We start from the raw sequence: 23026 nt of genomic DNA, 5'->3' as shown, positions 1-23026 counted from the left end.
AAAGGGTATCAGCCGTCAAGCATGCAAAGATAAGAGCGAAAAACTGAGGTCAATTATAACGCTGGAGTACATCAAATAAATTTTGCATATCGATTGGTTTGCCAATATGCGCAACAAACCCTTGATTTAAATACGCTGCCACATGATTGGCCATCACATTCGCCGTCAATGCGATAATTGGCACTTGATCATTCATCTGTTTAATCTTTTTCTGTGCTTCTATGCCATCCATCTCTGGCATATGAATATCCATCAGCACTAAGTCAAAGTGATGCGCTGCAAAGGCCTCCACTGCTAGTAAGCCATTATCGACAATAGTCACATCTGCCTGTGTCGCTTTGAGCATGGTTTGAATAACGATCTGATTTATTTTGTTATCTTCTGCTATCAGAATCTTTCTACCACCCATATCAGGGACAAACTGGGTCGCTACATGCTCATTATTTGCAACCAATGCTACTTGTTTTAGTGGCAAGACCACATGAACTGAGGTCCCCTTGTTGATAACACTGGTTAACTCAATTGTGCCCTGCATTAAAGTCACCAAACTATTGGTGATAGACATGCCTAAACCTGTGCCACCATACTGACGCGTCGTTGAAGTATCTGCCTGAGAAAAACGTTCAAATATTTTTTTCTGCGCGGCTTCATCCATGCCAATTCCGGTATCGATCACTGTAATTGCTAACGCTTGATGCTGATTGAGCTCAGTGACCGCCACTTTTAGTTCAATCCGTCCCTCATTTGTAAACTTAACTGCATTTGATGCTAAATTTAAGAAGATTTGTTTTACACGAACAAAATCCCCTAACCAACCATCAACAAAGTGTTGATCAATACTGATTAAAAATTTAATACCTTTGTTACTCACCTGCGAGTCGAGGTCATATTTGATTGAATCAAGTACCTTAATAAGCGAAAACGGGGCTTGCTCTAATTCCAATTTATTCGATTCAATTTTAGAGTAATCTAAAATATCATTGATGATGGTTAAGAGACTTTTGGCCGAATACGTAGCGTTATCAAGAATTGTCCCCAATCCTTCTTCTAAGCTCGCACTGCGTAATAATTGCAGCCCACCCAAAATTGCATTCATGGGGGTGCGGATCTCATGACTCATGTTAGATAAAAATTCACTTTTCGCTCTAGCAGCATTTTCAGCAGCTAGTTTTGCTTTGGCAAGCCTTGCCATCGTGCTGACTTTTTCGGTGACATCATAATTCACTCCCACCACTTTGACCGCTTGTCCGTGCTCATCAAGTAACACTTCAGCACTGGCTTTAATTGTTCTAATATCGCCGTTAGGGTGAATGACCCTAAACTCAGGGTTATATTGCCCCCTTCCTTCTATTGCTGAAAATAACTCAGCTTTGGCATCGTCAATATCGTCTGGGTGGACACTGCTTACCCATGCATCAAACGCTCCCGAAAATTGCTCGGGTGATACACCGTACAACTTATACATCCACTCATCCCAAATCAGGTCATTGCTAACCAAATCCCACTCCCACACCCCAATTCCGGCCGAGTCATTCGCCAGTTGCATGGTTCGTGCGGTTGCATCTGCTTGCTTTTTAGCATTAACCAGCTGTTTTTCTATAACTTTTTGTTCTGAAATATCTTGAACTACAGACCAAATAAAGCTCTCACCCTGCTCGTCTGTGATTTTAATCCCCGATAATAGCACCGGGTAGTGATGGCCTTTTTTATGAATATACTCTTTTTGATAAGGACCATAACGGCCAGTTTGAGCTAACGAAGCAAGCTGAGTTTCTTCTTGAATTTGATAATTTTCAGGTGTTAAAGCCCAATAATCCATTTGGTTGAGTTCATCAAGGTTATATCCCGTAAAACGACCAAACTCACGGTTCACATAAACAAAAGCCCCGGTATCAAACGAATTTATCGCAATCCCAATTGGAGCTAAATCAACAAAGGTTTCAAATTTTTTCTTTTCTTTTTGGTAGGCACTTTCGTATAGCTTCAAATCCGTTAACGCTGCACTTAACTTCTCTTGTGTTTCGACGAGTTGGCTAATATCCCGCCCTATAGCGAGTATAAAACTCTCTGCCTTTAAATGAATCGCAGTCAATGACACTAAGCATGGAAATGCCGACCCATCTAGTCGGGTGTGGAACCATTGAAATAATTCAGCCCCATCGTTGCAGGCTTTTTCTATATGTGCGATGGCCAAGGCTTCAGAGGAACCACCACAAGGCTGACATTCAGGCGATAAATCTGAAGGTTTCAACGTTAAAAATTGTGCTTTACTCGCTACACCATGCATCTGCACAGCAGACTGATTGCACTCAACAAATTTTCCTGACTTTAAATCAATAATTGACAGTGCATCAGCTGACGCATCAAAAAGCATTTTGTATTTATCTCGTTCGAAAGTAACGCACTCAAGCTGTGACTTAAGTTTTTTGTTTTCTTTTTCCAAAAAAGCGAGACGGCTTTGTTTCATTTATCGTTCTCAATTATTTTTCACAGACGAGTTAAGTGTAGATGAAGCTCAGAAAATTATTGTTAAATCACAGCTAAATATTCATCAAAGCTCTGTTTTCACTATGAAAACTAGCAAAGAGTCCCTAAACATTCAGATGCAAAAAACTGACAAAAACCTTGACCTAAATCAATATTAATTTAAACTTTCAGAAAATACTGAAACTTCAGAAGAAATACTATGTTGATTATGTCTCCAAAAATTGAATCTTTTGTCATGCATTGTGGTGAAATGGGAAGCCGTTGGGGGTTTAACCGTACTGTCGGACAAATGTATGGACTTATTTTAATTAGTGAAGAAGCGCTCAGTGCGGTCGACATTGCTGAATCACTCAATATTTCGCGTGGAAATGTCAGTATGGGTATTAAAGAGCTGCAATCTTGGCGCTTAGTGAATGTGCAACATAAAGCTGGTGACCGTAAAGACTATTACATTCCTGCTGGTAGTATTTGGGAGATGGCTAATCGGGTGTTTGAAGAGCGCAGAAAACGCGAAATGGACCCAACTCTATCGCTATTGCGAGATAATTTGCTCGATGAGCCTGCCAATCAGCAAGAAGTCTATGCTCAGCAAAAAATGCATGAAATTCATGACTTGCTCGAAACCATTACTCAATGGGCCAGTGAGTTACAGCGAATGAGCCCTGATAAACTCAATACTTTAATGAAATTAGGCTCAGGCGTTGGCAAAGTTTTAGACCTAAAAGATAAATTTATGAAGAACGGCTCTGTTAAATAACAGCGCCGTTTTTTTATCCGATCGTGTAATGTGCTGGCAGGAGGTTTGCCATGTTAGATACCTTGATGTTGTCGCGAATTCAGTTTGCAACAAATATCAGTTTTCATATTTTGTTTCCGACGATTACCATCGCGCTATGTTGGTTTTTGTTTTATTTCAAAATACGTTTTGATCTGAGCCAAGATCCAATCTGGATGCGCGCCTATCGCTTTTGGGTCAAAATTTTTGCACTGACTTTTGCGTTAGGAGTCGTCAGTGGTATTACGATGTCATTTCAATTTGGCACCAATTGGCCAGGCTTTATGGAAAAAGTAGGCAATATTGCAGGGCCTTTATTAGGCTATGAAGTACTCACTGCGTTCTTCTTAGAAGCGACCTTTTTGGGCATTATGCTGTTTGGCTTAACGCGTGTACCTTCAAAAGTGCATACCTTTGCCGCCTTTATGGTGGCTGTCGGAACCAGCTTATCGGCATTTTGGATTTTATCTCTCAATTCGTGGATGCATACCCCTACCGGATTTGAAATGCGCGATGGCGTGGCTTTTCCTACCGATTGGTTGGCGATTATTTTTAACCCCTCATTTCCTTATCGCTTAAGCCATATGCTATTGGCATCGGGGATCACGGCCTCATTTTTTATCATTGGGATAAGTAGTTACCGTTTGTTACGTGGCGATAATAAACGCGCACCCAAACTCACCCTTAAAATTAGCTTACTGGTTGCAGCTGTTTTAACGCCATTACAAGTCTTTGTTGGTGATTTACATGGCCTCAATACACTCGAGCATCAACCGCAAAAAATTGCTGCAATGGAAGGGGTATGGCATACCCAAAAAGGAGCGCCGTTATTGTTATTTGCTATTCCTGACGAAGCACAAAAAACCAACCACTTTGAAGTGGCGATCCCCAATATGGCAAGCCTGATTTTAACTCATGACCTTCAAGGTGAAATCAAAGGGTTAAATGAGTTTGAAGGAGAACACCCTCCTGTAAAACCCGTCTTTTTTGCATTTCGCATTATGGTGGGCATGGGCATGCTGATGATTGCTGTTGCTTGGCTTGGGTGTTTTTACTTATTTAAACGTGGGACATTGCCAAACTGGTTACTTAAAGTGACCGTAGCAATGAGTTTTTCTGGTTGGATCGCTACTTTAGCCGGTTGGTATGTGACCGAAATTGGTCGTCAGCCTTATTTGGTCTCTGGGGTGCTCACGGTAAAAGAAGCGGGCACTGATATCGCTTCGACCAATGTCGCGATTTCATTAACTTTGTATGTCATCACTTATGTGGTGTTAATGGCCGCCTATTTACACACGATTTTTAACATGGCGCGACGTGCCGTCGAAATCGAAGAAATTACTGATGCTGAAGACAATCGGTTAAACCCAGAAAACCTCAACATTAAGGAGCCAGCCAATGCTTGATCAATCCTTGTTAGCCATCATTTTTGTCGCATTAATGGGCTTATCTATTTTGTTGTACGCCATCTTAGACGGATATGATTTAGGTGTGGGCATGCTCATTCCACTCGATGATGATGCACAATCGGATACCATGATTGCCTCGATTGGCCCTTTTTGGGATGCAAATGAAACATGGATGGTACTAGCGGTAGGATTAATGCTCATTGCATTTCCAGCTGCACATAGTATGGTCCTCAAAGCGCTGTACTTACCTGCTGTGCTTTTACTCATTGGGTTAATTATGCGTGGTGTTGCGTTTGATTTTCGTGCTAAAGCCGTGTTTAGCCACAAACCGACGTGGAATAAAGTGTTTAAGTTTGGCTCGCTCATCGCGTCACTCAGCCAAGGATACATGCTTGGGCTGTACATCATGGCATTTGAGCAAACTTGGCAAGCCTATGCATTTGCCTGCTTAAGTGCTTTAGGAGTCGCCGCAGCTTACAGTTTCATTGGCGCATGTTGGTTAGTGATGAAAACCGAACATCAATTACAGCAACGTGCGATTAGCTGGGCCAAAAAAACGGGCGTCATCAGCTTTATCGGGATTCTGCTGGTGTCATTGGTCAACTTAGGCTTAGATGCAACCATTTTTGCTAAATGGTTTAGCTGGCCTAATGGCTTATGGCTATTACCTTTACCAATAATTTGTGGGTTACTATTTTGTTTTGCATTTGTAAGCCTACAGCGCTTAACCATTCACCCAACTCTTGCTTGTTGGCATCCATTTATGGCAACGGTCGGGATTTTTAGCTTAAGTTTTTTTGCCCTTGGGTTTAGCTTTTTTCCTGATATCGTGCCAGGAAAGTTAACGATTTGGCAGGCGGTCGCAGCCCCTGAATCTTTAAGCTTTTTGTTTTGGGGAGCGATTGTGGTTATTCCCACCATTTTGCTCTATACCGCGTTTTCGTATCGGGTTTTTTGGGGTAAAGTACAAGACTTGAAATATTATTAACTCACACCTTTGGGGGCAACGAGCAGTCATACCGCTCATTATATAAAATGATGACAAAAGACACTATTGGCCTAGGTTGCCCCCAGTTTAAAATCGCGGTCTATATTGCCAACCGCCCAGAAATTGAGCCTTATTCATTTTTGGATTCGTTAATAAGCGTGAGTGAAGGAGAAATTACACACATTGGAACACACTGTGGCAATGGCTGGCGTAAAGTATTTAATGTTTACGCGAAACTGCTTTATGCGCTTGATAAATATTACTTTGCTGAATTTCAAACAGCGCAAACATGGCAGCAGTATCGTGAGCAAAGTCTCCTGCAAACCAACAGCAAAACGGCGCTGTTATTTAGTCCACCCCAGCTCGGTTTAGATGATGACACACTTCATATTATTTGTGGCCGCACTTATGCTAATGAGTTACAACGCTCAGCAAAAATAAACAGTCAGTGGGTGTGGCTTAATGAGGAGTTTGCAGTTGATAAAAAAAATCAGCTCATCGTTTGTCCTTATTTTGACTATCGACAGCTGTCAAATATCAAAATTGAGTTTTTGACACAATTAATTCTGAGCCTGAGACATCGCGAGTCTGAATAATGAGCTTTGCAAGTAATGCCCATCCTTTAGATTTTCAGCGTTTATCTAACCATTTGTGTAACATCACTGCTAATAATTCTAAATTTATCGGTTTACTTAAAAAGTCATTCATACCATGGTTTAGGCAACGATCACGCTCACTTTCAATGACATTGGCGGTTAACGCTAAAATAGGAATAGATTGGTAACGCTCACCACATTCCCCATCACGGATTTTACTGGTACAGGTAAAACCATCCATCACCGGCATTTGGCAATCCATTAAAATAAGATCAATTAAATGGTGTGTGTGCTTTAAATAATCCAGAGCCAACTCTCCATTATCAACAATCGAAAATTGATAGCCTAAACGTTTTAAACACTCTTTTGCGACGATTTGATTAATTGGATTATCTTCGACAATCAACACGACATGTTCACTGGCAAAAGTAGGATCTTGTATATAATGCTCATGATTATCGCAGCTGTTTTCAATTGGCGATGCCAACGTATCTAATGTTAATGCCTGAATATCAGATTTGTAGATAGGCTTGATGATTTGCCAATACAAAGCGCTACTTGGCAAGGTGTGCCAATCGTTTTGCATAATGACAAGCTGCGCTGAATGAGTCTCCTGCCAAACAGTTATTTGTGCCTCTGCTTGAATAAACACCTCACTACTTAAAAAGACATAATCAAATTGGGTCTGCTTTGAAATTACATCCATTAAGCTTTGTTCATTATGAACTTGGCGAACTCTTGCTCCCCATGCTTTGAGCTGCTTGGCTAATATCGCGTTGCTTGACTGGTTTGCCTCAGCGATTAAACAATTCTTTTGCAGTAGCAATTTAATCGATGGCGGCTGTTCTTCAATGTGAATGAGTACGTCGAATTCAAAGCAACTTCCCTCTCCCACTTTACTCGAAAGGGAAATATCTCCGCCCATTAAATGGCACAATTGTTTGGCAATCGCCAGCCCAAGTCCTGTGCCGCCAAATCGACGTGATATCGAGCAGTCAGATTGCTGAAAGGGTTCAAATAATTTTGTGATAATATGCGGTTCAATACCTATCCCTGTATCGAGTATTTTGCAAACAAGTTGGAAATGTTGGTGGCTCACACTTTGGATATACGCTTCAATCACCACCTCCCCTTTTTCTGTGAACTTAACTGCATTACTAATCAAATTAGAAACAATTTGTCGTAAACGCTGCTTATCCGCGACCACCGTTGTATTATTCAGTTGCGAGGCATCAAAAATTAACTCAATGCCTTTTTTATGGGCATTAACGGCAAAACCACTGATCACCTCCTGAAAAAATGGCAAAATTTCAAATTCCACAGGTGAAATATCGACTTTACCGGCTTCGATTTTAGAAAAATCTAAAATATCATTAATGATAAATAATAACGCGTCGGCACTGTTTGTTGCGATATTCAAGTATTGGATTAATTTTGTCGGTAGCTCTTCACCTTGAAGAAGTTCTAACATGCCTATGATGCCATTCAATGGCGTACGAATTTCATGGCTCATGTTGGCTAAAAATGCACTTTTCGCTTGCTCCGCGTTTCGTCTTTCAATGACCTGTTTTTCTAGTGCTTTTTCACGAGCAACAGAGGAGGTGACATCAATGATTTGAATCACACTGCAATTGGGACAATTACTAAAAGGTTTGACCGTGATACTTTGTTTAATTCTGTGATTCGATTTATCGTAAAGCGGTAACGGACTTGGGTTAAATACGCGAGATAATACAGAAGGTAATTTCTGCATTGTAGAAGCTTGGATCGCCTGTTGCAGTCGCGTCCCTTTTAATTTTGGATACACCTCAAGCAATGACTGACCCACCACCATTTTTTCATCAAACCCGCTGTGACTGACTAACCATTGATTCCAAAACACAATTTTATAATCGCTATCAACAACAGCAATGCCTAAGTTAAGCTGGTTCAATATTTCTGAGCACTCATTACTAACACTCATGTTAAGACAGTCCGTGAATTATTTTATTTAACGATGCCTTTAATTTCTCAAAAGAAAAATGTTCCAGCAAAAAGACTAAATAACCTTCAACATGACTGGTGCTGAGTACTAAATTTATACGGATAAATAAAATTTCGTTTAAATCCCCTGTTTCAATCACTTGAGTTGATGAGCCAATACGATAAACCGGCAATCCTACATCAAACACTTCTTCGATGGATTCAGCAAAAGAGCCTATACACGCATTTAATACCACATTGCCTATTTCTGAAAATCCCTCTTGATGAAGCTCAGCTAACGTTTCGGTTGAAAAGCCATCTCCCAACATTTTACTCACAACTTCCATTGAGCTATTTTGCGGAAATAACAAAATGGTATTGGCTTCGAAGTTCCCCGCCATTGTTTGTGACACACTGCAAATATCTTCGCCTTGATCTAAGCGTTCTGATAATTCAATCACACTAACATGCTCTATGTACGGCACCGAGAGTTCAATTTCTTGACTCACTATTTGACTGAGCGAATCTGCAGCACGGCCTACACCAATATTAAATAACTCCACCAGTAAATCATGTTCGAGCTCGGTTAATTGCAAAGAACTAGCCATTAAAGTACTCCAAAATTGTGCTAATACACTGCTCAGTAATCGGTTTATTAACACATTTAACAGCCAATTTTTGCGCCTTATCATGTGTGGCCTGCTGAATATTGGCGGTCAACAAGACATAAAGAGACTCGCTATGCTGTGGTTTTAATTGTTCAATCAAGGTTAACCCATCAATACCTGGCATATTTAAATCAATCGTAAAGTAATCAACAACTAAGTCAGACATTTTCTCAAGTGCATCTTGACCATCAGTCGCTTCATAAATTTGCCAGTGAGGATGTTTAGCTAATAGTTGTGCTTTGATCATCATTCTTGAGACTCGGCTATCATCTACAACCATCACTTTTTTATTATCAATCAATGCATCACTCCTTCTTATATAAAAACTTGAGTCATGTTTTTTCATCATTAAACGTAGTTGCTTATTTAAAATTAAGAAACTTGTACTAAGATAATTTATGCAAGAACTCACTAAGCGAAACAATAAGTTGGTTTATAAATAATTGCAGTTTTACTAGGAGCTGTTGATCTTTCGTAATGATTTTTGCAGGGAATTGTTGGGTATTTATACAAGGCAGCGCTTTTGTGATGTAGCGAGCTACACGAAAAAGCGATAACGCAGTAGAAAGACCCAACAAACGCTGCCCGAAGGGTTCGGCTAAAAGCGCTCTTATCTTTGTTGAGCAATATTTGCTTAGAATGGCTAGGCTACACACTGCTCGGGGTGATAAAAATGCTTTTATCTCGAACAAAATTTAACCACCAAAGATCAACAGCCCCTAACAAAAAGGAATACGAGTGCTTAAGTCTGTCATACCTCAGTTGCTGACTTCATTTCAACAGATGGTTGAACACGCACCTGCTGGTATATTCGAAACAAATTTAAACGGCCAATGCACCTATGGAAACAGTGCATTTCGGGCCCTATTTGGTTTAGATAACCATTCCTCTTTGACCAATCAGCTCAATGCATTTTTCCACCCCGATGACAAAGCAGGCGTGATCAAGCAATGGCTTCATTGTGTGAAACAAGGCCACCGATTCAGTTATACATTTCGAGTACAGCTGCCTGAACAGGACATTCAGCAAATCACCATCAACGCCGAACCTGTATTTATTGATAACGAACTCATCGCTTATATCGGCTGTGTCGAAGATGTCTCAGAACTCAGTCATGCGCAGCAACTGTTAAAAGAAAATCAACACCGCTATAAACTTGCAATTAAAGGGTCAAGTGCAGGAATTTGGGACTGGAATATTCTCGATGATTCAGTCTACTACTCTGAAAAATTCACCGATTTATTAGGCTTTGATAATCTCGCTTTTGGCACAAACTGGTCTTCACTTACCGATCAAGTTCACCCGGATGATATCGAACTATTTGAAAACCAGCTGCAAAACCATCTCGATGATCCATTTGAAATATTCGATATTGAGTGCCGTCTTATCACACAAAAAAACAATCCACACTGGTTTAACATTGTCGGTGAAGCTGTGCGTGATCAAAATGGTTATCCGTTGAGAATGGTGGGCTCAATTAGTGATATTACTGACAAAAAGCAATCCCAACATGTCATTTGGCAGCAAGCTAATTTTGATCCGTTAACGGCTTTACCCAACCGCAATATGTTTGCCGATCGTCTCAAACAAGAAATAATCAAAAGCAAACGCCACGGTTTTAAATTCGCGCTGATGTTTATCGACCTCGATCATTTTAAAGAAGTGAATGACACATTAGGCCATGACGCGGGGGATCATGTCTTAGTCGAAGTGGCTGAGCGGTTACAACTGATTTTAAGAGGTTCAGACACTATTGCTCGCATTGGTGGCGATGAGTTTACCGCATTAATTAGTCAAATTTGCGAGATGGAGAATGTTGAAGGCATTGCACAAAAATTAATCCAAACAATTGAGTTGCCTTTTTATTACCAAGGTGAATCCATCTTTATCTCAGCTAGCATTGGGATCACGCTTTTTCCTGAACACAGTGATCGCATGGATGAGCTAATGAAGTTTGCGGATCAAGCCATGTACCGCTCTAAAGATGAGGGGCGTAAACGCTTTAGCTATTTTACCCCCGCAATGCAAGAAAAAGCCAATATCAATCGGCAACTGACCCAAGAGTTGAGATTGGCCATTGTCGACCATGATTTTAAGGTTTTGTATCAACCAATCATGTGCTTAAAGACTGGCGAGGTGCACAAAGCAGAAGCACTCATTCGCTGGCATCACCCAGAAATGGGGACTATCAGCCCAGCTGAGTTTATTCCATTGGCTGAGCGTTGCGGCGCAATTATAGATATTGGCAATTGGATTTTTTCTACTGCAGCAAAACAAGTGCAGCATTGGCAGCAAACATTAGATCCGGATTTTCAAATCAGTATTAATAAATCTCCCGCTCAGTTTCAAAACCCCGATCCGAGTGCCGACAGTCGCTGGATTGATGCACTGACGCATTTAGGATTAAATAAAGGAATTTGTTTAGAAATTACCGAAGGATTATTACTTGATGATGGCAGCATTATTCATCAGCGACTACAAAAATTTCAGGCGGCTGGTTTTGAAATCTCACTGGATGATTTTGGTACTGGTTATTCCTCTTTGTCATACCTCACTAAATTTGATATTAATTTTTTAAAAATAGACCGTGCTTTTGTCAGTGATTTAGAAAATAGTCTCCAAAACCAAGCCCTTTGTGAGGCGATCATAGTGATGTCTCATAAGCTAGGACTGAAAGTCATCGCAGAAGGTGTGGAAACAAGTAACCAACTGAATTTTCTAAAATTAGCCGAATGTGACTATGCACAAGGTTATTATATTTCAAGACCAATAACTGCCGAAGAGTTTGAACGACAATTAAAAAGCCCCACACCATTTAACCTAAACCAATAGTGGGGGGCTGTGATAACCAAAAACCCGTGATTAGTGGGTACTAATACTCATATCAGCTAAGTCAATGGCTGCAGAATCAACATGAGGCATGATCGTTAATGCATCAACTAACGCCAACAAATTACTGGTATCTGACGCCTTAAGTACATAGTAGTTTTGATAAGCTTGCTTAATTGAGAGATTGTGAGCTTGATTAAACGCTGTTAAATCAGCTTCTCCACTGAGTTTAACAATAATCTCGCCCGTTACTTTGTACGCAGTGAAGCCATCGTTACTTGAAATCACTTCACCTATCACTAAATTCGCAGGTATATCGATATCACTACTAAGGCTACGTTGCTTAGGAGTCGCTTTACGCGTAAACGTTTGCCCGTTTACTTCAATGTTTTCTTGCAGCTGCGCGAGTTGCTCTGCAGATACAATATTCAACTTAGATAACGTGTCTTCTGTTGGTTCAGAAGCAATCACACCCGCACTGATGACACTGGCTGCAAATAAAAATACTTTCATGGTTGTTACTCCTAATTAATGACCAAAGACACGAATTGACCAATCTTTTAATAGACCAGCGACCGCATTGTTGCGGCTATTAAAACCAATTAAACCAAGTGAAGGGTTATACCCTAAGGTATAAGAAGTGCCTTTATCGGTATCAATGACATTGAGCGTCCAGTTCCCTTGCGCCTGCTCACCATAGAAGTGATTGCTTAACATGACTGAATCAGTATAACCGCCGTCATTCCCGGCAAGTAGACCCGTACGAGCGCTCATTAAGACACTGCGTGTACCAGATGGTGACACTAATTCAATCGCTAAGTCTCGTAAACGAGTATGATCAATATTTAATTTAACTTGTACAGATTCAACCGTTAAAGCTTGCTCAACTTGAATGTTACTTTGTACACCTGCTAATGTTGCATCTGGGATTTCAGCATTTACCTGCGTAGTAACCCAATCGGTCATTTGCAAAGCGGGTAAAGAAACACCGGTAAACAGAGCTTTATACACTGCCGCATCAACATCAATAGCACCTAAACCATAAAAATGATGGAAGTGATACCCTGCAGCATTTGTTTGCCATGCAGGTACCGCATTATAATTCACCACCTCACCATCGGCATTTTCAAACGCTAAATCAACACCTGGGTGATGTTCATCTGTTTTGCGCGCAGTTTGCGCTAATAAATGACGTACGGTCCGAGCATCAAGTGCATGATTGGCAGACATCACAGTAGCAATTGCACCTGAGGTATTCGGTGCCGCAGACGAAGTGCCATTCATTGTGCCGTTATAATCACAGTTCGGATCCAATTCTGTGCCGCCATGCAGTGAATTTGGGTGCTCACCTGCTACATTCATACCTTTGTCACAACCCGTTAAGTCTATCGTGACCATCGCAGGTGCATTGGTTCCATATTCACCACCCGGGGCAGATAAAAAGACGTTCGATCCCACCGATGAATATGAAGCAAGTTGACCTTGCGCATTGAGTGCTGACACCACTAAGTTCCAATAGTTATTGTTATCAGTACTAATATTGGCGCTATGAAACGGCAAGCCATTGTTGTTATAAAATTGCCTATTTTCATAAGGTAATACTTGGATTGGTAAACCTTGATAATACGCAGAGTAAGAACGGAATGAATTTCCAGCTGATTTAACATAAACAGCACCACGGCCCCAGTGACTGTTGAGTGAAATATCGGCTTGCACTTGATCTGTCAGTTCTAAAAATGGATTTGAAGCATAATCGTATGCACGAGGAGTAGGCGGTGTACTGCCATAACTTTGGTTAAAGACGCGTGGATCGGTAAAACGATCTAACGCACGAAAATCTTCAGATAACCCATGAGCCACTAACCAGCCTGCTACCGATTGATAATCAAGATAGTTAAATCCAACCAAATTTGCATGGGGCGCAACCCCTCTGCCACCAATGCCATTGCCTTCAACAGCTGCAATAAGCCCAGCAACTGACGTGCCGTGGCCATTTAAGTCTGTTGGAAAATCAGAACCATCACCTAAATTGACTGATCCTGCTACTACATTAGCTTGCAAGTCTGGATGAGAAATTTCGACACCGCTGTCAATTACAGACACAGTGATGCCACGCCCTTTGATCCCCATTAAGTGAGCAAAATCTAAATCAAGATCATTGCCCGCCACACCATTTGAAAGTGAAAAACCCGATTGGCCATTATTTTGTAAATGCCATTGCTGTGGTGTCAGTGGATCGCCGCCCACTAAAGCAAATGTTGAATCGGTTATATCTGCCGATGCCTGCGCACTTATTAATGCAATTGAACATGCCAGTAACGATTTTCTTAAAATCATAATTTCCCCTGAGCTTATTATTGTGTTGTGTCCATAAAATAAGACCAGCCGATTTAACCGTGCTTTTTATGTAAAGTAAATGTGAACCCAAAACATAAACACAAATAAAGATGTAAATTAATAGTTACATAAATGCATTTTAATCAACATAGCGATAAGCAGATAACCTATTGATTAAAATAATGAAAAAAAATGAACAGCAAAGACACCGCTGTCATTTACACTGAGCATTTACCATTAGAGTGACAATATTAAAGGTTTATTTAACTTGCTGATTTTAAAGTGGATACTGAAGTAAAGATGCTTTTTTATAACTTTTTAATATATAAATAAAGATTGTGACAGGTGTTATTCACGCACTGACTGACACAAAATAGCGACAGAGGATAGCAGCCCCATCAAATAAACGGGCTAAGAAAAAAGGCAATAACAGCGAATGTATTGCCATTTTCAGAGTGTGTGGTCTTAGTGTAAAGCGGCTCTAAATGGTAAACTAGCGCAAATGTCGGCTTCTGCAATGAGTATTTCTTCTAAGCGGACATCAACAACCTCTTTATCAAAATATTCATACGCCATCTCAACAAACATATCTTTATGTTTTGCTTCAGATTTAGCAATTGCATCATAAAATGTTTTTTCTTTGCCTTCAGGCAAAGCTTGCGCCACTAATGAAAAACGCTCGTACCCTCGCGCTTCAATCACACCTGCAACCAAGAGACGATCTAAAAAGAACTCATCTCGACCATGGCGAAACAGTTTACGAATTCGACTAATGTACTCATCTTTTTTGTCATCACCTAAAATTGAGCCGCGAGCATAAATAATTTTAATCACTTGTTTAAAATGGATAAGCTCCTCGAGCGCCAGATCTGTCATCGCTCGTACTAATTTTTCACGATCAGGATAATGAGACAGCATCGAAACCGCCATGCCTGAGGCTTTTTTTTCAGCAGCAGCATGATCTTGCAAAAACGTGTCAAAATCAGCCAAAACGGCTTCGGTCCATTCAAAAGGGGTGTGGTATTTTAACTCAAACATAACGCCTCAAATCTCTTTCACTCAATCCTGCCAAACGATTACCCTACACATAATCAACATCCAGCAGAAAGGTTAAACAACCAAGCGGCTGCAAAAACGCGCATTTTACCTAGCTTCAGGGCTTGGCAAAAGGATTAAATCTAATTTATCGATTTTACCACCACGGGTAGAGGCGATTTTTAATGGGTGTTTTATTTCATTCCACGCCGTGACCTTTCCAGCAATATTGATCTTTTCAAACCCTGTGACATTCACTTCGTGAGGGGCCAAACCTAAAAAATCCACCAGCTGGGTAAAACTATCGGGCTGGGCAACATTGAGCATTAAAAAATCTGCTGATCGGGTATTAAAATACCTTTTTGCTTGTCGAATATGGCGCTGATAACAGCCAGCTAGAAACTCATCACGTTGAATATTCTCAACACTAAATGGCGAGAAAGTCGTTTTAAAACAACGTTTAATTATTGGGTTAAAGCCGCCTTTTTCGCTGAGTAAATTTGCGCTCATTCGCATTAATAACTGCTTAATTGAAGGCAGCCAACTGGCTAAATCGCGCTCTAGATAAATAAATTTAGACCCCGGATAATGGCTATCTAAGGCCTGATAATCACAAAAAATCGGTGTATCGGCAATTACCTGCGCCTGATCAAACGCACTTTGCACATAAGCTGTATGAGCGGTAGGAAATCCCAATTTCAGCATCGCGACACACACACTGGTTGTAGCAGTACGAGGCAAGCCAATCACAAATATTTTAGGTGCATGAGGTTTTGATTCTGCTTGGTTTAAATCGTGGTTCATATTACCCACCGCTACTTGAGAATAAATACTGTTGATCTAAGCGACTGTAACCAAGCCCAGCTTGTTTTTTAACTTCTATTTGCACGGCAATATGTTCTTTCATCGCCTCAATATGGCTGATCACACCAATGGTTTTGCCACTGGCATGTAAGTTATCTAACGCATCTAGGGCCATATCTAAAGTCTCTCGATCTAAGGTGCCAAATCCTTCATCTAAAAATAAAGAATCGATGCTAGTTTTATGACTCACTAAATCAGACAAAGCCAATGCCAAAGCAAGGCTGACTAAAAAGCTTTCCCCACCCGATAACGTTTTGGTATCTCGCACGCTGTCACCTTGCCAAGTGTCGAGTACTTGTAGTTCAAGCGCTTCGCTGGCTTTGCGTTCTAATAAATATCGGCCATGTAAACGTGTCAGCTGTTTGTTAGCTAAATAAACAAGGTGATCTAACGTGAGACCTTGTGCAAATTTTCTAAACTTATCGCCTTTGAGCGAGCCGATTAAACCGTGCAAATAAGCTAAATCATCATACTCAGTTTGGCTGCTTGCGATTTGCTCAAATAACTGGCTCTGATTGTCACGGCGTTTTGCATCATCTTGCAAAGCTTGTTTGACTTGCCCTGTTTGCTCGACAAGTTGTTTAACGTGTTGCTGCGCGTCCAATACTTGCTGAAGAACCAAAGACAACTCAGAGTCTTTCCAACCCTTGAGTGCCTTAGTTTGATGCTGAGCTAATGCAGCCTGAGTTTGTGTAAACAACGCCAGTGCCTGCGTGCGTGCGGTGTCTAATTGCTGTTTTAATACTTGGAATTGTTGTTTCTGCTCTAATGGCAACAAAGCCGCAACAAACCCCTCTTCAGAGTCAAACTCGCTGTCAGCAAGTGCTTGTTGCCACTGTACTTGCAGCTGCCTGTATTGCTGCTCATTGTGAGCAAGTTGTTGCTCTATCGCCTTTTGTTCGCCTAATGTCGCTTGATGCTGTTGCACACATTGCTGTAATACCTTTGTGTGCTGATCCAACACTTCATGGCTAGTTTGTAGAGTTTGTTGTATCTGCGAGCGAACGTACGCGACGCTCTCATCGCCAAAGATTGTTTGTCTACGCGCTTTAAGATCATTACAAGAGTGCTGCAACTGTGTGATTTTTGCGCCGCATTGCTCTAACTGTTGTTTTAGCTGAGCGTGCTGAGTGGTTTTTTGCGTCAAAGGAAGTTGCGCTTGATGATCTTGTTCAGTCAGCGATTTTTTGAGCGTTTGCTGCTGTTCAAACTGCTGAACGCGTTGCTCGATGCTATGCAGCCAGTCGTTCATATCCTCAGGTGCTGGAAGTGTCAAATTCGATGCATTTAACTCAACCGATAATTGCATTGTCAGCGCTGACATAGCCTGTTGTTCGTGATCATACTCTTGGCGTAATTGTGTTAGTTGCGCTTGGTGTTGCTCAATCTGCTGCAGTACTAACGCATGCTGGTGTGTCCACGCTTTTACTTCATCATTAATGTTGCTTAAGCACGTTTCTAATCGCTTGAGTTCATCTTGTTGCACATGTGCATCGGCTAATTGCACCTTTAACGCCTTTAGCACTTGTTCGTGTTGAGTTAAATACTCATGCAAACCCTGTACGTCGCCTGCTTGCAATTGCAATGACAGTTGTTGACACACTTGCTGCCATTTAGGGGTCAGTTCAGCATGCTCATTTAATTGCCCTTGATACTGCTCGTGCGCTTTGGCGAGTACAGACTGCGACACGGCTTTTTGCGCTTTGATCTCACTCGCTTGTTTCTCAATGTGCTCTAATTGTTGTTTGGCTTGGTCGCGTTTTGCCTGATTCACACTGATATCAAGTTGCTGATATTCTGCAATTAATGGGTGGTCACATGAACCGCACAAAGGGCATGCTTCGTCAGGCTGAAGATGTTGACGTGCCAGGGTGAAATCAGCGATGTGTTGCTCTTGTCGCAGCAATTGCTCCAATAAATCGACCTGATCCCGCTGCAATTTATACTGACTGCGTAACTGAACTAATTGTTGTTCGAATTGCTGCTCTTTTAGGGTTTCTTGTGCAATATCTTGCTGTAACTGCTGCTGACGCTGCGTGCATAACAACAACCGCTCACTCAATGCAGGTAACTGTAGCGCAAGGGATTGCTGTTCTTGCTGTGTTTGCACTGCATGCTGTAATGAACTGACCGAGTACGAACCAAGCAACAGAGTAAATTTTTGCTGTTGCTTGTCGACTGCTTGTTTATGCTCACCTTGAGTGCGGTGATGTTCAGTTAACTGCGCAGTTAACCTGTTAGCCTCAGTGGTTGCCTGTCCAATCTGCTGTTCAAGCTGTTGGCAGCGCTGTGTTAGCTGCGTGACCCGCAGCTGCGTCTGAGCAACGCTCTGCAACTGCTCTTGCCAACGAGGAAAACATCGTGTGATGTGTTCATCGTGTTGACATTTATTTAGGTAATCATCGCATTGCGCTAATTGCTGCTGAATGCGCAGCTTATTGGTATTTAATGTCTCAAGCTCATGCTGCAATGCCTGCAGCTGTTGTTGCTGATGCTGTTGATTGTGTTGCTCTTGCGCTAACTCGTGTTGCTGCTGATGGATTTGATGATCAAGCGGGATCACTTCATCATTTATTAATTGTTCTTGCTCATGGTGTTGTTGCTGTAATTGCTTATGCTCAGCTTGTGCTGCACTCAATGAAGCCTCGTTGACTTGCACGGCAGATTGGTGCTGGGCCGCTAACCCCTGCAGTTGCTGTTGCTGCTCAGCTAATTGTGTTACCTGATATTGTTTTTCATCTAAGGTTTGAAACAAAGGCCGTAATTGCTCTGCCGGTTCATTTTTAGCCAGTTGTAGCAACTGCGCTTGATGGCTCAAAAATGCCTGCTCTGCATGCTCAAGCTGATGCTGTTGTGCAGTAAATTGAGTCTGTAACTGCTGCTCTTGTTCCAACCAGATTTGCTGTTGTTGCAGATCTTTTAGTTGGGTTTCACCATTCGTTAGATCCTGTGTTAACACGTGTTGCTGCTGTTGATAGTGCTCAAGTATCTCTGCACTTAATAATTCAACACCTTGCGCTTGTGCTTTTAATTCGCCCAGTAATTGCTTTGCCTGAGTAAATTCAATATGAACCTGCTCTGAAATCAAGCCATATATTTCTGTGCCTGTAAGCTCTTCAAGTAACTCCGCTCGCTCGTTCGGATCTGCATTTAAAAAAGCCGCAAACTGACCTTGAGATAACATCATGGATTTTGTAAAACGCGCAAAATCTAGCCCAGTAATTGCTTCTATTTGTTGGTTTTTTTGCTTAATTTGTGAGGCTAAAATACTGTTATCACTTATTTTAACCAATTCGACTTTGGCTTCTTGCAAGTTACCGTCGCTGTTATCACGAGAGCGGCGCTGACTCCAAAATGCTCGATACCCCTCTCCTTTAACTTCGAACTCAACTTCAGCCAACGCATCTGCGGTGCCCCGAGTCATCAGTTCATTACTGGTTTTTGAAATCGAATTAAGCCGTGGCGTTCGATGATAAAGCGCTAAACAAATCGCATCGAGCAAAGTTGTTTTACCCGCCCCAGTCGGACCGGTAATGGCAAACAAACCATTGTCGACAAAAGGGGGTTGAGTAAAATCAATTTTCCATTCACCTTTGAGCGAATTGATATTTTTAAACCGTAAAGTCAATATCCGCATTACTCATTTGCTCCTTGCGCTACTTTGGCAACAATTCGGGCAAAATGTTGCCGCAGCCGAGCGAGGCGAGGCTCGCAATCGTCAGTCAATGTTTCTTGTGCTAAGCGCCGTTCAAACACATCCAGAGGGCTAAGCTCAGTTAACACTTCTTGTTGCTGTTGAGTCAATGCTGTTTGCCGCGCACTGCGTGAGCGACGCAGTTGCAACACTTCAACCGGTTTTCCCTCACAGAGCGCGGCTATTCGCTGTTGTAAATCTGACAAATAATCATCCGTTTGCACTTCAATGCATAGCCAAGTGACGTTACTTTGTTGCTGATAGGCTTCAAGCGCATGGGTTATATCGTTCAAATCCCCTTTTATCACCGCCATGGCTTGAAAAGCTGGAACAGTTACTGGGGTGACGGCCGACAATTTATCTTCTGAAAATTCAGCAATTAAGACATTTTTTTGCGTACCCAACTCATCAAAACTCAATGCGATGGGCGAGCCGCAATATCGAATGTGAGCTGATTTGGCGACAACTTGCGGTCGATGGATATGACCCAAAGCAATGTAGTCAGCAGGAGGAAATTCACTGGCTGCAAATCCATCGAGTGTGCCAATGTAGATTTCTCTCACTGAGTCAGAGCTTTTCACACCCATTGCTGTTAAATGGCCAGTTGCAATAATCGGAAGTGGCAATCCGAGCTCGGCTTTTTTATCAAGTGCAGCTTGGTAAACAGCCTGATAATGGTCAGCAATGGCGCGTCCAAGTGCTTGTTGTTTGTAATCGGCTGATTCTCCCGCCTGACTTTTTAATACATCTTTAGGACGAATAAACGGAATTGCACACACCAAAGCACCAGGTTGATTTGCTTGGTTATTTATTACCACCACTTGTTGCTGTGGATTATCTTGGGCTGACGTCACAACCTGAGCATTAAGATAAGCTAACAAACCCTTTGATTCATTTAATGTCGCCACTGAGTCATGATTTCCAGCAAGAACAAGCAACGGGCAACCAAGCTGATTCATTTTTACCACAAACCGGTTATACAGTTCGCGGGCATAACTGGGCGGCGCCCCCGTATCAAATACATCACCAGCAATAATGACACCATCGATCGCATATTCTTGAACGGTATTGAGCAGCCAATCTATAAAGGCAGCATGCTCATGTTGCCGACTTTTGCCCATAAAGTGTTGGCCTAAATGCCAATCGGAGGTGTGCAGGATTTTCATAATGATCTCAACAACAAACAAGTCGCTATTATTACAAGGTGAGCGCGGAAGATAAACGCTTTGTGGTGGGATTAGTTAAATTGACACAATAAAATGACGGGTTAACCGTTATCGGCAAGCGCGAGAGGCTGTCTCCATAATGCGATCAGTCTCACCTGAGTTTTGAAATTCATATAAAGCAGTATTTATTTCTTTAAGCAGAGTTGGCCAGTTAGGTATTTTTTTACTGAGCGCAAAATACAGTGCGTTGTATTTCAATGCAGGTTTAACTTCTTCAACACTGTTTAATAACATTGTTTTTTCTGCCGTGCTTAAGTCAGAATAATTGACGGAATACTTTAATACCTTTGGGTCGCCAATAATCAAATCAACTCGTTTTGCTTGCAGGATTCTCATCAGCTGTAGATCATCGACGACTTTCAGTTCGTTAAATTGATTATTATCCATCATGGCATCAAACTCTGGCGTATTTTGATAACCCCTCACCACACCAATCCGCTCTTTTTGCAAGTTCGCTAGGTTGCCCTCAAATTTATCGGGTTCACCTTTACGTTTTAAAAAACCAATCTCGCCGCCCGGAAACTCATTTGATAAAGCTAATAATTGATGGCGTTTTTTGCCAATAATAGTGTCTGAAGGTGATGCATCTTCAATGAAATATTCAGGAAATAAAATATCAGCGTGCCCCAGCTCGACTTCGCGTACCGCCCTTGCCCAAGGTAAAAAACTGATTTGCACCTCAAACCCTTTGCTCACTAAAAGTGCTACGGTAAATTGAAAGACCCAGCCTTTATTACACAAGTGCTCGCCAATGTAGGGTGGCCAATCTAGGGTCACCAGTTTTAATACACGATCAGACTGCTGATTAAAGACATAAATACCATTCACTTTACGGCCTGATATGTGGTACTGCTCTCCTTGATATACATACCCTACAGACACTTCTTCGGCCTTGAGCACCGAGCACGAGGCGCATAAGCCACACAGCCACAAACAAATCAAGCGCATCGATTTTCCAACTGACTAATAATTATTAAATTGTAGAAGGTAAGCGGTGAACAACCAGCAAAAGATGATTCTTTTAACTAAATAGTTTCTTGCGGACCATCGCACGATACTCGGTCGGCGTCGCCCCCAAAGCCTGTTTGAAGATTCGAGTCAAATGGCCTTGGTCGAGATAACCGACCATATCAGCGATTTCTTGAATTGACAGATTTGACGAACTTAACAACTCTTTAGCCGCATTAATTTTAAGCTGTTGCCAAAACTCTGTCGCACGGGTGCCCGTCGCTGCTTTGAAGCGACGGGTAAAAGTACGCTGGCTGATGCCAAATTGCTGTGCAACTTGTGCAAGCGTTGCTTGAGAAGATAAATTCGTGCGCATCCAAAACTGAATTTGTGCGATCAGTTCATCGGGGTGGCGGTCAACCGCTCCTTCTAAGTAGCGCTGCTCTTCATAGGGCTTACGTATTTCATGTGAAAAATTTCGCTCAACATGATTGGCAGCACTGCGACCATAAAATTGGTCAATTAGATGCACCACAATATCAGCCAAGGCATTTAAACTGGCCGCACAATAAATACGCTCAGATTGTGTAATGAAAAAATCAGGCTTGAGCACCACTTTCGGGTAGTCACGCTTAAATTGATCAACATAATGCCAATGGGTTGTCGCTGAATGATGATCAAGTAAACCAGACTCAGCTAAAAAGCACGCTCCCGTGCCAACACCAATTAAAGTAGACCCTTGTTGCCAAAGTGTTTTCAACCAATCAACTAATGCGAGGTTAGTTCGTAACACTGGCCGAGGATTGCGCCACAAGCTAGGCGCAATGACAATGTCTGCCATAGCGGCTTCATCCAAGGCCACATCAGGTTTAATTGTGACGCCTGCACGCGAATCAATACTGGCCAACGTTTGCCCAACTAACTCAATCGATAATGTTACCGCTTGAGGGTTATGACGCAGTGCATACGCTTCCCCCGCCCTCAGCATTTCTAGCGGTAATGTCAAACTGGTTGCCAGCATGTGCGGGTAAACCAGTAACGCAATTTTGATCGGCTCTTGGCCTTGGTTATTCGTAGGCATAAAGGATAAATAACAAATGAAAACTCAACTTCGGCCATTATGACATAAAATTTGGCCATATAAACCCACCACTAATTTTAAAATAAGCATACACTGTCGCCATATTCGGTTTTAAACACTTTTTTAA

The 23026-nt window shown here is 41.8% G+C and carries 17 protein-coding genes; 5 read left to right on the top strand and 12 right to left on the bottom strand.

Going from position 1 to position 23026, the window contains the following annotated elements; translation table 11 throughout:
• Nucleotides 1-49: 49 nt before the first annotated feature.
• The gene (locus PULV_RS19460; protein WP_193332830.1) at nucleotides 50-2467 is read right to left on the bottom strand and encodes a PAS domain-containing hybrid sensor histidine kinase/response regulator; all 2418 of its coding nucleotides are present in this window, start codon (nucleotides 2465-2467) and stop codon (nucleotides 50-52) included.
• Nucleotides 2468-2695: 228 nt separating this feature from the next.
• On the opposite strand from PULV_RS19460, the gene PULV_RS19455 reads away from it, so the two are divergent.
• Genes PULV_RS19455 through PULV_RS19440 form a run of 4 tightly spaced genes read left to right on the top strand, consistent with a single transcriptional unit; the run spans nucleotide 2696 to nucleotide 6255 of the window.
• Nucleotides 2696-3244, top strand: a complete 549-nt coding sequence (locus PULV_RS19455; RefSeq protein WP_405127513.1) for a GbsR/MarR family transcriptional regulator — start codon at nucleotides 2696-2698, stop codon at nucleotides 3242-3244.
• Nucleotides 3245-3294: 50 nt separating this feature from the next.
• On the top strand, nucleotides 3295-4668 hold the full coding sequence (locus PULV_RS19450; protein WP_193332829.1) for a cytochrome ubiquinol oxidase subunit I: 1374 nt from the start codon (nucleotides 3295-3297) through the stop codon (nucleotides 4666-4668).
• Entirely contained in the window at nucleotides 4661-5659 is a 999-nt protein-coding gene (gene cydB, locus PULV_RS19445) for a cytochrome d ubiquinol oxidase subunit II (RefSeq protein ID WP_193332828.1), read from the top strand. The genes PULV_RS19450 and cydB overlap by 8 nt, the downstream gene beginning before the upstream one ends.
• A gap of 50 nt (nucleotides 5660-5709) precedes the next feature.
• A complete protein-coding gene (locus PULV_RS19440) occupies nucleotides 5710-6255 on the top strand; it encodes a DUF6942 family protein (protein WP_193332921.1) in 546 nt (181 codons plus the stop codon).
• A gap of 34 nt (nucleotides 6256-6289) precedes the next feature.
• Here the strand turns inward: PULV_RS19440 and PULV_RS19435 are convergent, their stop codons facing one another.
• The 3 genes from PULV_RS19435 to PULV_RS19425 are packed head-to-tail and all read right to left on the bottom strand — an operon-like array spanning nucleotide 6290 to nucleotide 9234.
• On the bottom strand, nucleotides 6290-8218 hold the full coding sequence (locus PULV_RS19435; RefSeq protein ID WP_086745407.1) for an ATP-binding protein: 1929 nt from the start codon (nucleotides 8216-8218) through the stop codon (nucleotides 6290-6292).
• A gap of 1 nt (nucleotide 8219) precedes the next feature.
• Nucleotides 8220-8825, bottom strand: a complete 606-nt coding sequence (locus tag PULV_RS19430; RefSeq protein ID WP_193332827.1) for a hypothetical protein — start codon at nucleotides 8823-8825, stop codon at nucleotides 8220-8222.
• Entirely contained in the window at nucleotides 8818-9234 is a 417-nt protein-coding gene (locus tag PULV_RS19425; protein WP_227009463.1) for a response regulator transcription factor, read from the bottom strand. Before PULV_RS19425 ends, PULV_RS19430 begins: the two co-directional genes overlap by 8 nt.
• Nucleotides 9235-9623: 389 nt before the next feature.
• Between PULV_RS19425 and PULV_RS19420 the strand changes: the two genes are divergently transcribed.
• The gene (locus PULV_RS19420) at nucleotides 9624-11717 is read left to right on the top strand and encodes a sensor domain-containing protein (protein WP_227009462.1); all 2094 of its coding nucleotides are present in this window, start codon (nucleotides 9624-9626) and stop codon (nucleotides 11715-11717) included.
• A 30-nt stretch (nucleotides 11718-11747) separates the two neighbouring features.
• Here the strand turns inward: PULV_RS19420 and PULV_RS19415 are convergent, their stop codons facing one another.
• From PULV_RS19415 to PULV_RS19380, 8 genes are all read right to left on the bottom strand, one after another.
• Nucleotides 11748-12227 (bottom strand): hypothetical protein, encoded by a 480-nt coding sequence (locus tag PULV_RS19415; protein WP_086745405.1) that lies wholly within the window; start codon nucleotides 12225-12227, stop codon nucleotides 11748-11750.
• 15 nt (nucleotides 12228-12242) lie between these two features.
• Nucleotides 12243-14051 (bottom strand): S8 family peptidase, encoded by a 1809-nt coding sequence (locus tag PULV_RS19410; protein ID WP_193332826.1) that lies wholly within the window; start codon nucleotides 14049-14051, stop codon nucleotides 12243-12245.
• A 465-nt stretch (nucleotides 14052-14516) separates the two neighbouring features.
• Nucleotides 14517-15089 (bottom strand): tRNA-(ms[2]io[6]A)-hydroxylase, encoded by a 573-nt coding sequence (miaE, locus tag PULV_RS19405; protein ID WP_086745403.1) that lies wholly within the window; start codon nucleotides 15087-15089, stop codon nucleotides 14517-14519.
• 105 nt (nucleotides 15090-15194) lie between these two features.
• On the bottom strand, nucleotides 15195-15890 hold the full coding sequence (locus PULV_RS19400; RefSeq protein ID WP_193332825.1) for a sulfotransferase: 696 nt from the start codon (nucleotides 15888-15890) through the stop codon (nucleotides 15195-15197).
• A gap of 1 nt (nucleotide 15891) precedes the next feature.
• A complete protein-coding gene (locus tag PULV_RS19395; RefSeq protein ID WP_193332824.1) occupies nucleotides 15892-19587 on the bottom strand; it encodes an AAA family ATPase in 3696 nt (1231 codons plus the stop codon).
• Nucleotides 19587-20810, bottom strand: a complete 1224-nt coding sequence (gene sbcD, locus PULV_RS19390; RefSeq protein ID WP_193332823.1) for an exonuclease subunit SbcD — start codon at nucleotides 20808-20810, stop codon at nucleotides 19587-19589. Before sbcD ends, PULV_RS19395 begins: the two co-directional genes overlap by 1 nt.
• 108 nt (nucleotides 20811-20918) lie before the next feature.
• Complete coding sequence (locus tag PULV_RS19385; protein WP_086745399.1) at nucleotides 20919-21818, bottom strand: substrate-binding periplasmic protein; 900 nt, start codon at nucleotides 21816-21818, stop codon at nucleotides 20919-20921.
• A 73-nt stretch (nucleotides 21819-21891) separates the two neighbouring features.
• A complete protein-coding gene (locus tag PULV_RS19380; protein ID WP_086745398.1) occupies nucleotides 21892-22899 on the bottom strand; it encodes a GlxA family transcriptional regulator in 1008 nt (335 codons plus the stop codon).
• Nucleotides 22900-23026: the final 127 nt, after the last annotated feature.

Source organism: Pseudoalteromonas ulvae UL12, from assembly GCF_014925405.1.
Classification (GTDB): Bacteria; Pseudomonadota; Gammaproteobacteria; order Enterobacterales; family Alteromonadaceae; genus Pseudoalteromonas; species Pseudoalteromonas ulvae.
This window is presented reverse-complemented; position numbering and strand designations above follow the sequence as displayed.

Bases quoted from the DNA above. Each gene is read 5' to 3' on its own strand.
- PULV_RS19430 (WP_193332827.1), bottom strand. From the start codon at position 8,825: ATGGCTAGTTCTTTGCAATTAACCGAGCTCGAACATGATTTACTGGTG.
- PULV_RS19460 (WP_193332830.1), bottom strand. From the start codon at position 2,467: ATGAAACAAAGCCGTCTCGCTTTTTTGGAAAAAGAAAACAAAAAACTT.
- PULV_RS19450 (WP_193332829.1), top strand. From the start codon at position 3,295: ATGTTAGATACCTTGATGTTGTCGCGAATTCAGTTTGCAACAAATATC.
- PULV_RS19410 (WP_193332826.1), bottom strand. From the start codon at position 14,051: ATGATTTTAAGAAAATCGTTACTGGCATGTTCAATTGCATTAATAAGT.
- PULV_RS19415 (WP_086745405.1), bottom strand. From the start codon at position 12,227: ATGAAAGTATTTTTATTTGCAGCCAGTGTCATCAGTGCGGGTGTGATT.
- PULV_RS19435 (WP_086745407.1), bottom strand. From the start codon at position 8,218: ATGAGTGTTAGTAATGAGTGCTCAGAAATATTGAACCAGCTTAACTTA.
- cydB (WP_193332828.1), top strand. From the start codon at position 4,661: ATGCTTGATCAATCCTTGTTAGCCATCATTTTTGTCGCATTAATGGGC.
- PULV_RS19395 (WP_193332824.1), bottom strand. From the start codon at position 19,587: ATGCGGATATTGACTTTACGGTTTAAAAATATCAATTCGCTCAAAGGT.
- PULV_RS19385 (WP_086745399.1), bottom strand. From the start codon at position 21,818: ATGCGCTTGATTTGTTTGTGGCTGTGTGGCTTATGCGCCTCGTGCTCG.
- PULV_RS19440 (WP_193332921.1), top strand. From the start codon at position 5,710: ATGACAAAAGACACTATTGGCCTAGGTTGCCCCCAGTTTAAAATCGCG.
- sbcD (WP_193332823.1), bottom strand. From the start codon at position 20,810: ATGAAAATCCTGCACACCTCCGATTGGCATTTAGGCCAACACTTTATG.
- PULV_RS19380 (WP_086745398.1), bottom strand. From the start codon at position 22,899: ATGCCTACGAATAACCAAGGCCAAGAGCCGATCAAAATTGCGTTACTG.
- PULV_RS19400 (WP_193332825.1), bottom strand. From the start codon at position 15,890: ATGAACCACGATTTAAACCAAGCAGAATCAAAACCTCATGCACCTAAA.
- PULV_RS19425 (WP_227009463.1), bottom strand. From the start codon at position 9,234: ATGATGAAAAAACATGACTCAAGTTTTTATATAAGAAGGAGTGATGCA.
- miaE (WP_086745403.1), bottom strand. From the start codon at position 15,089: ATGTTTGAGTTAAAATACCACACCCCTTTTGAATGGACCGAAGCCGTT.
- PULV_RS19455 (WP_405127513.1), top strand. From the start codon at position 2,696: ATGTCTCCAAAAATTGAATCTTTTGTCATGCATTGTGGTGAAATGGGA.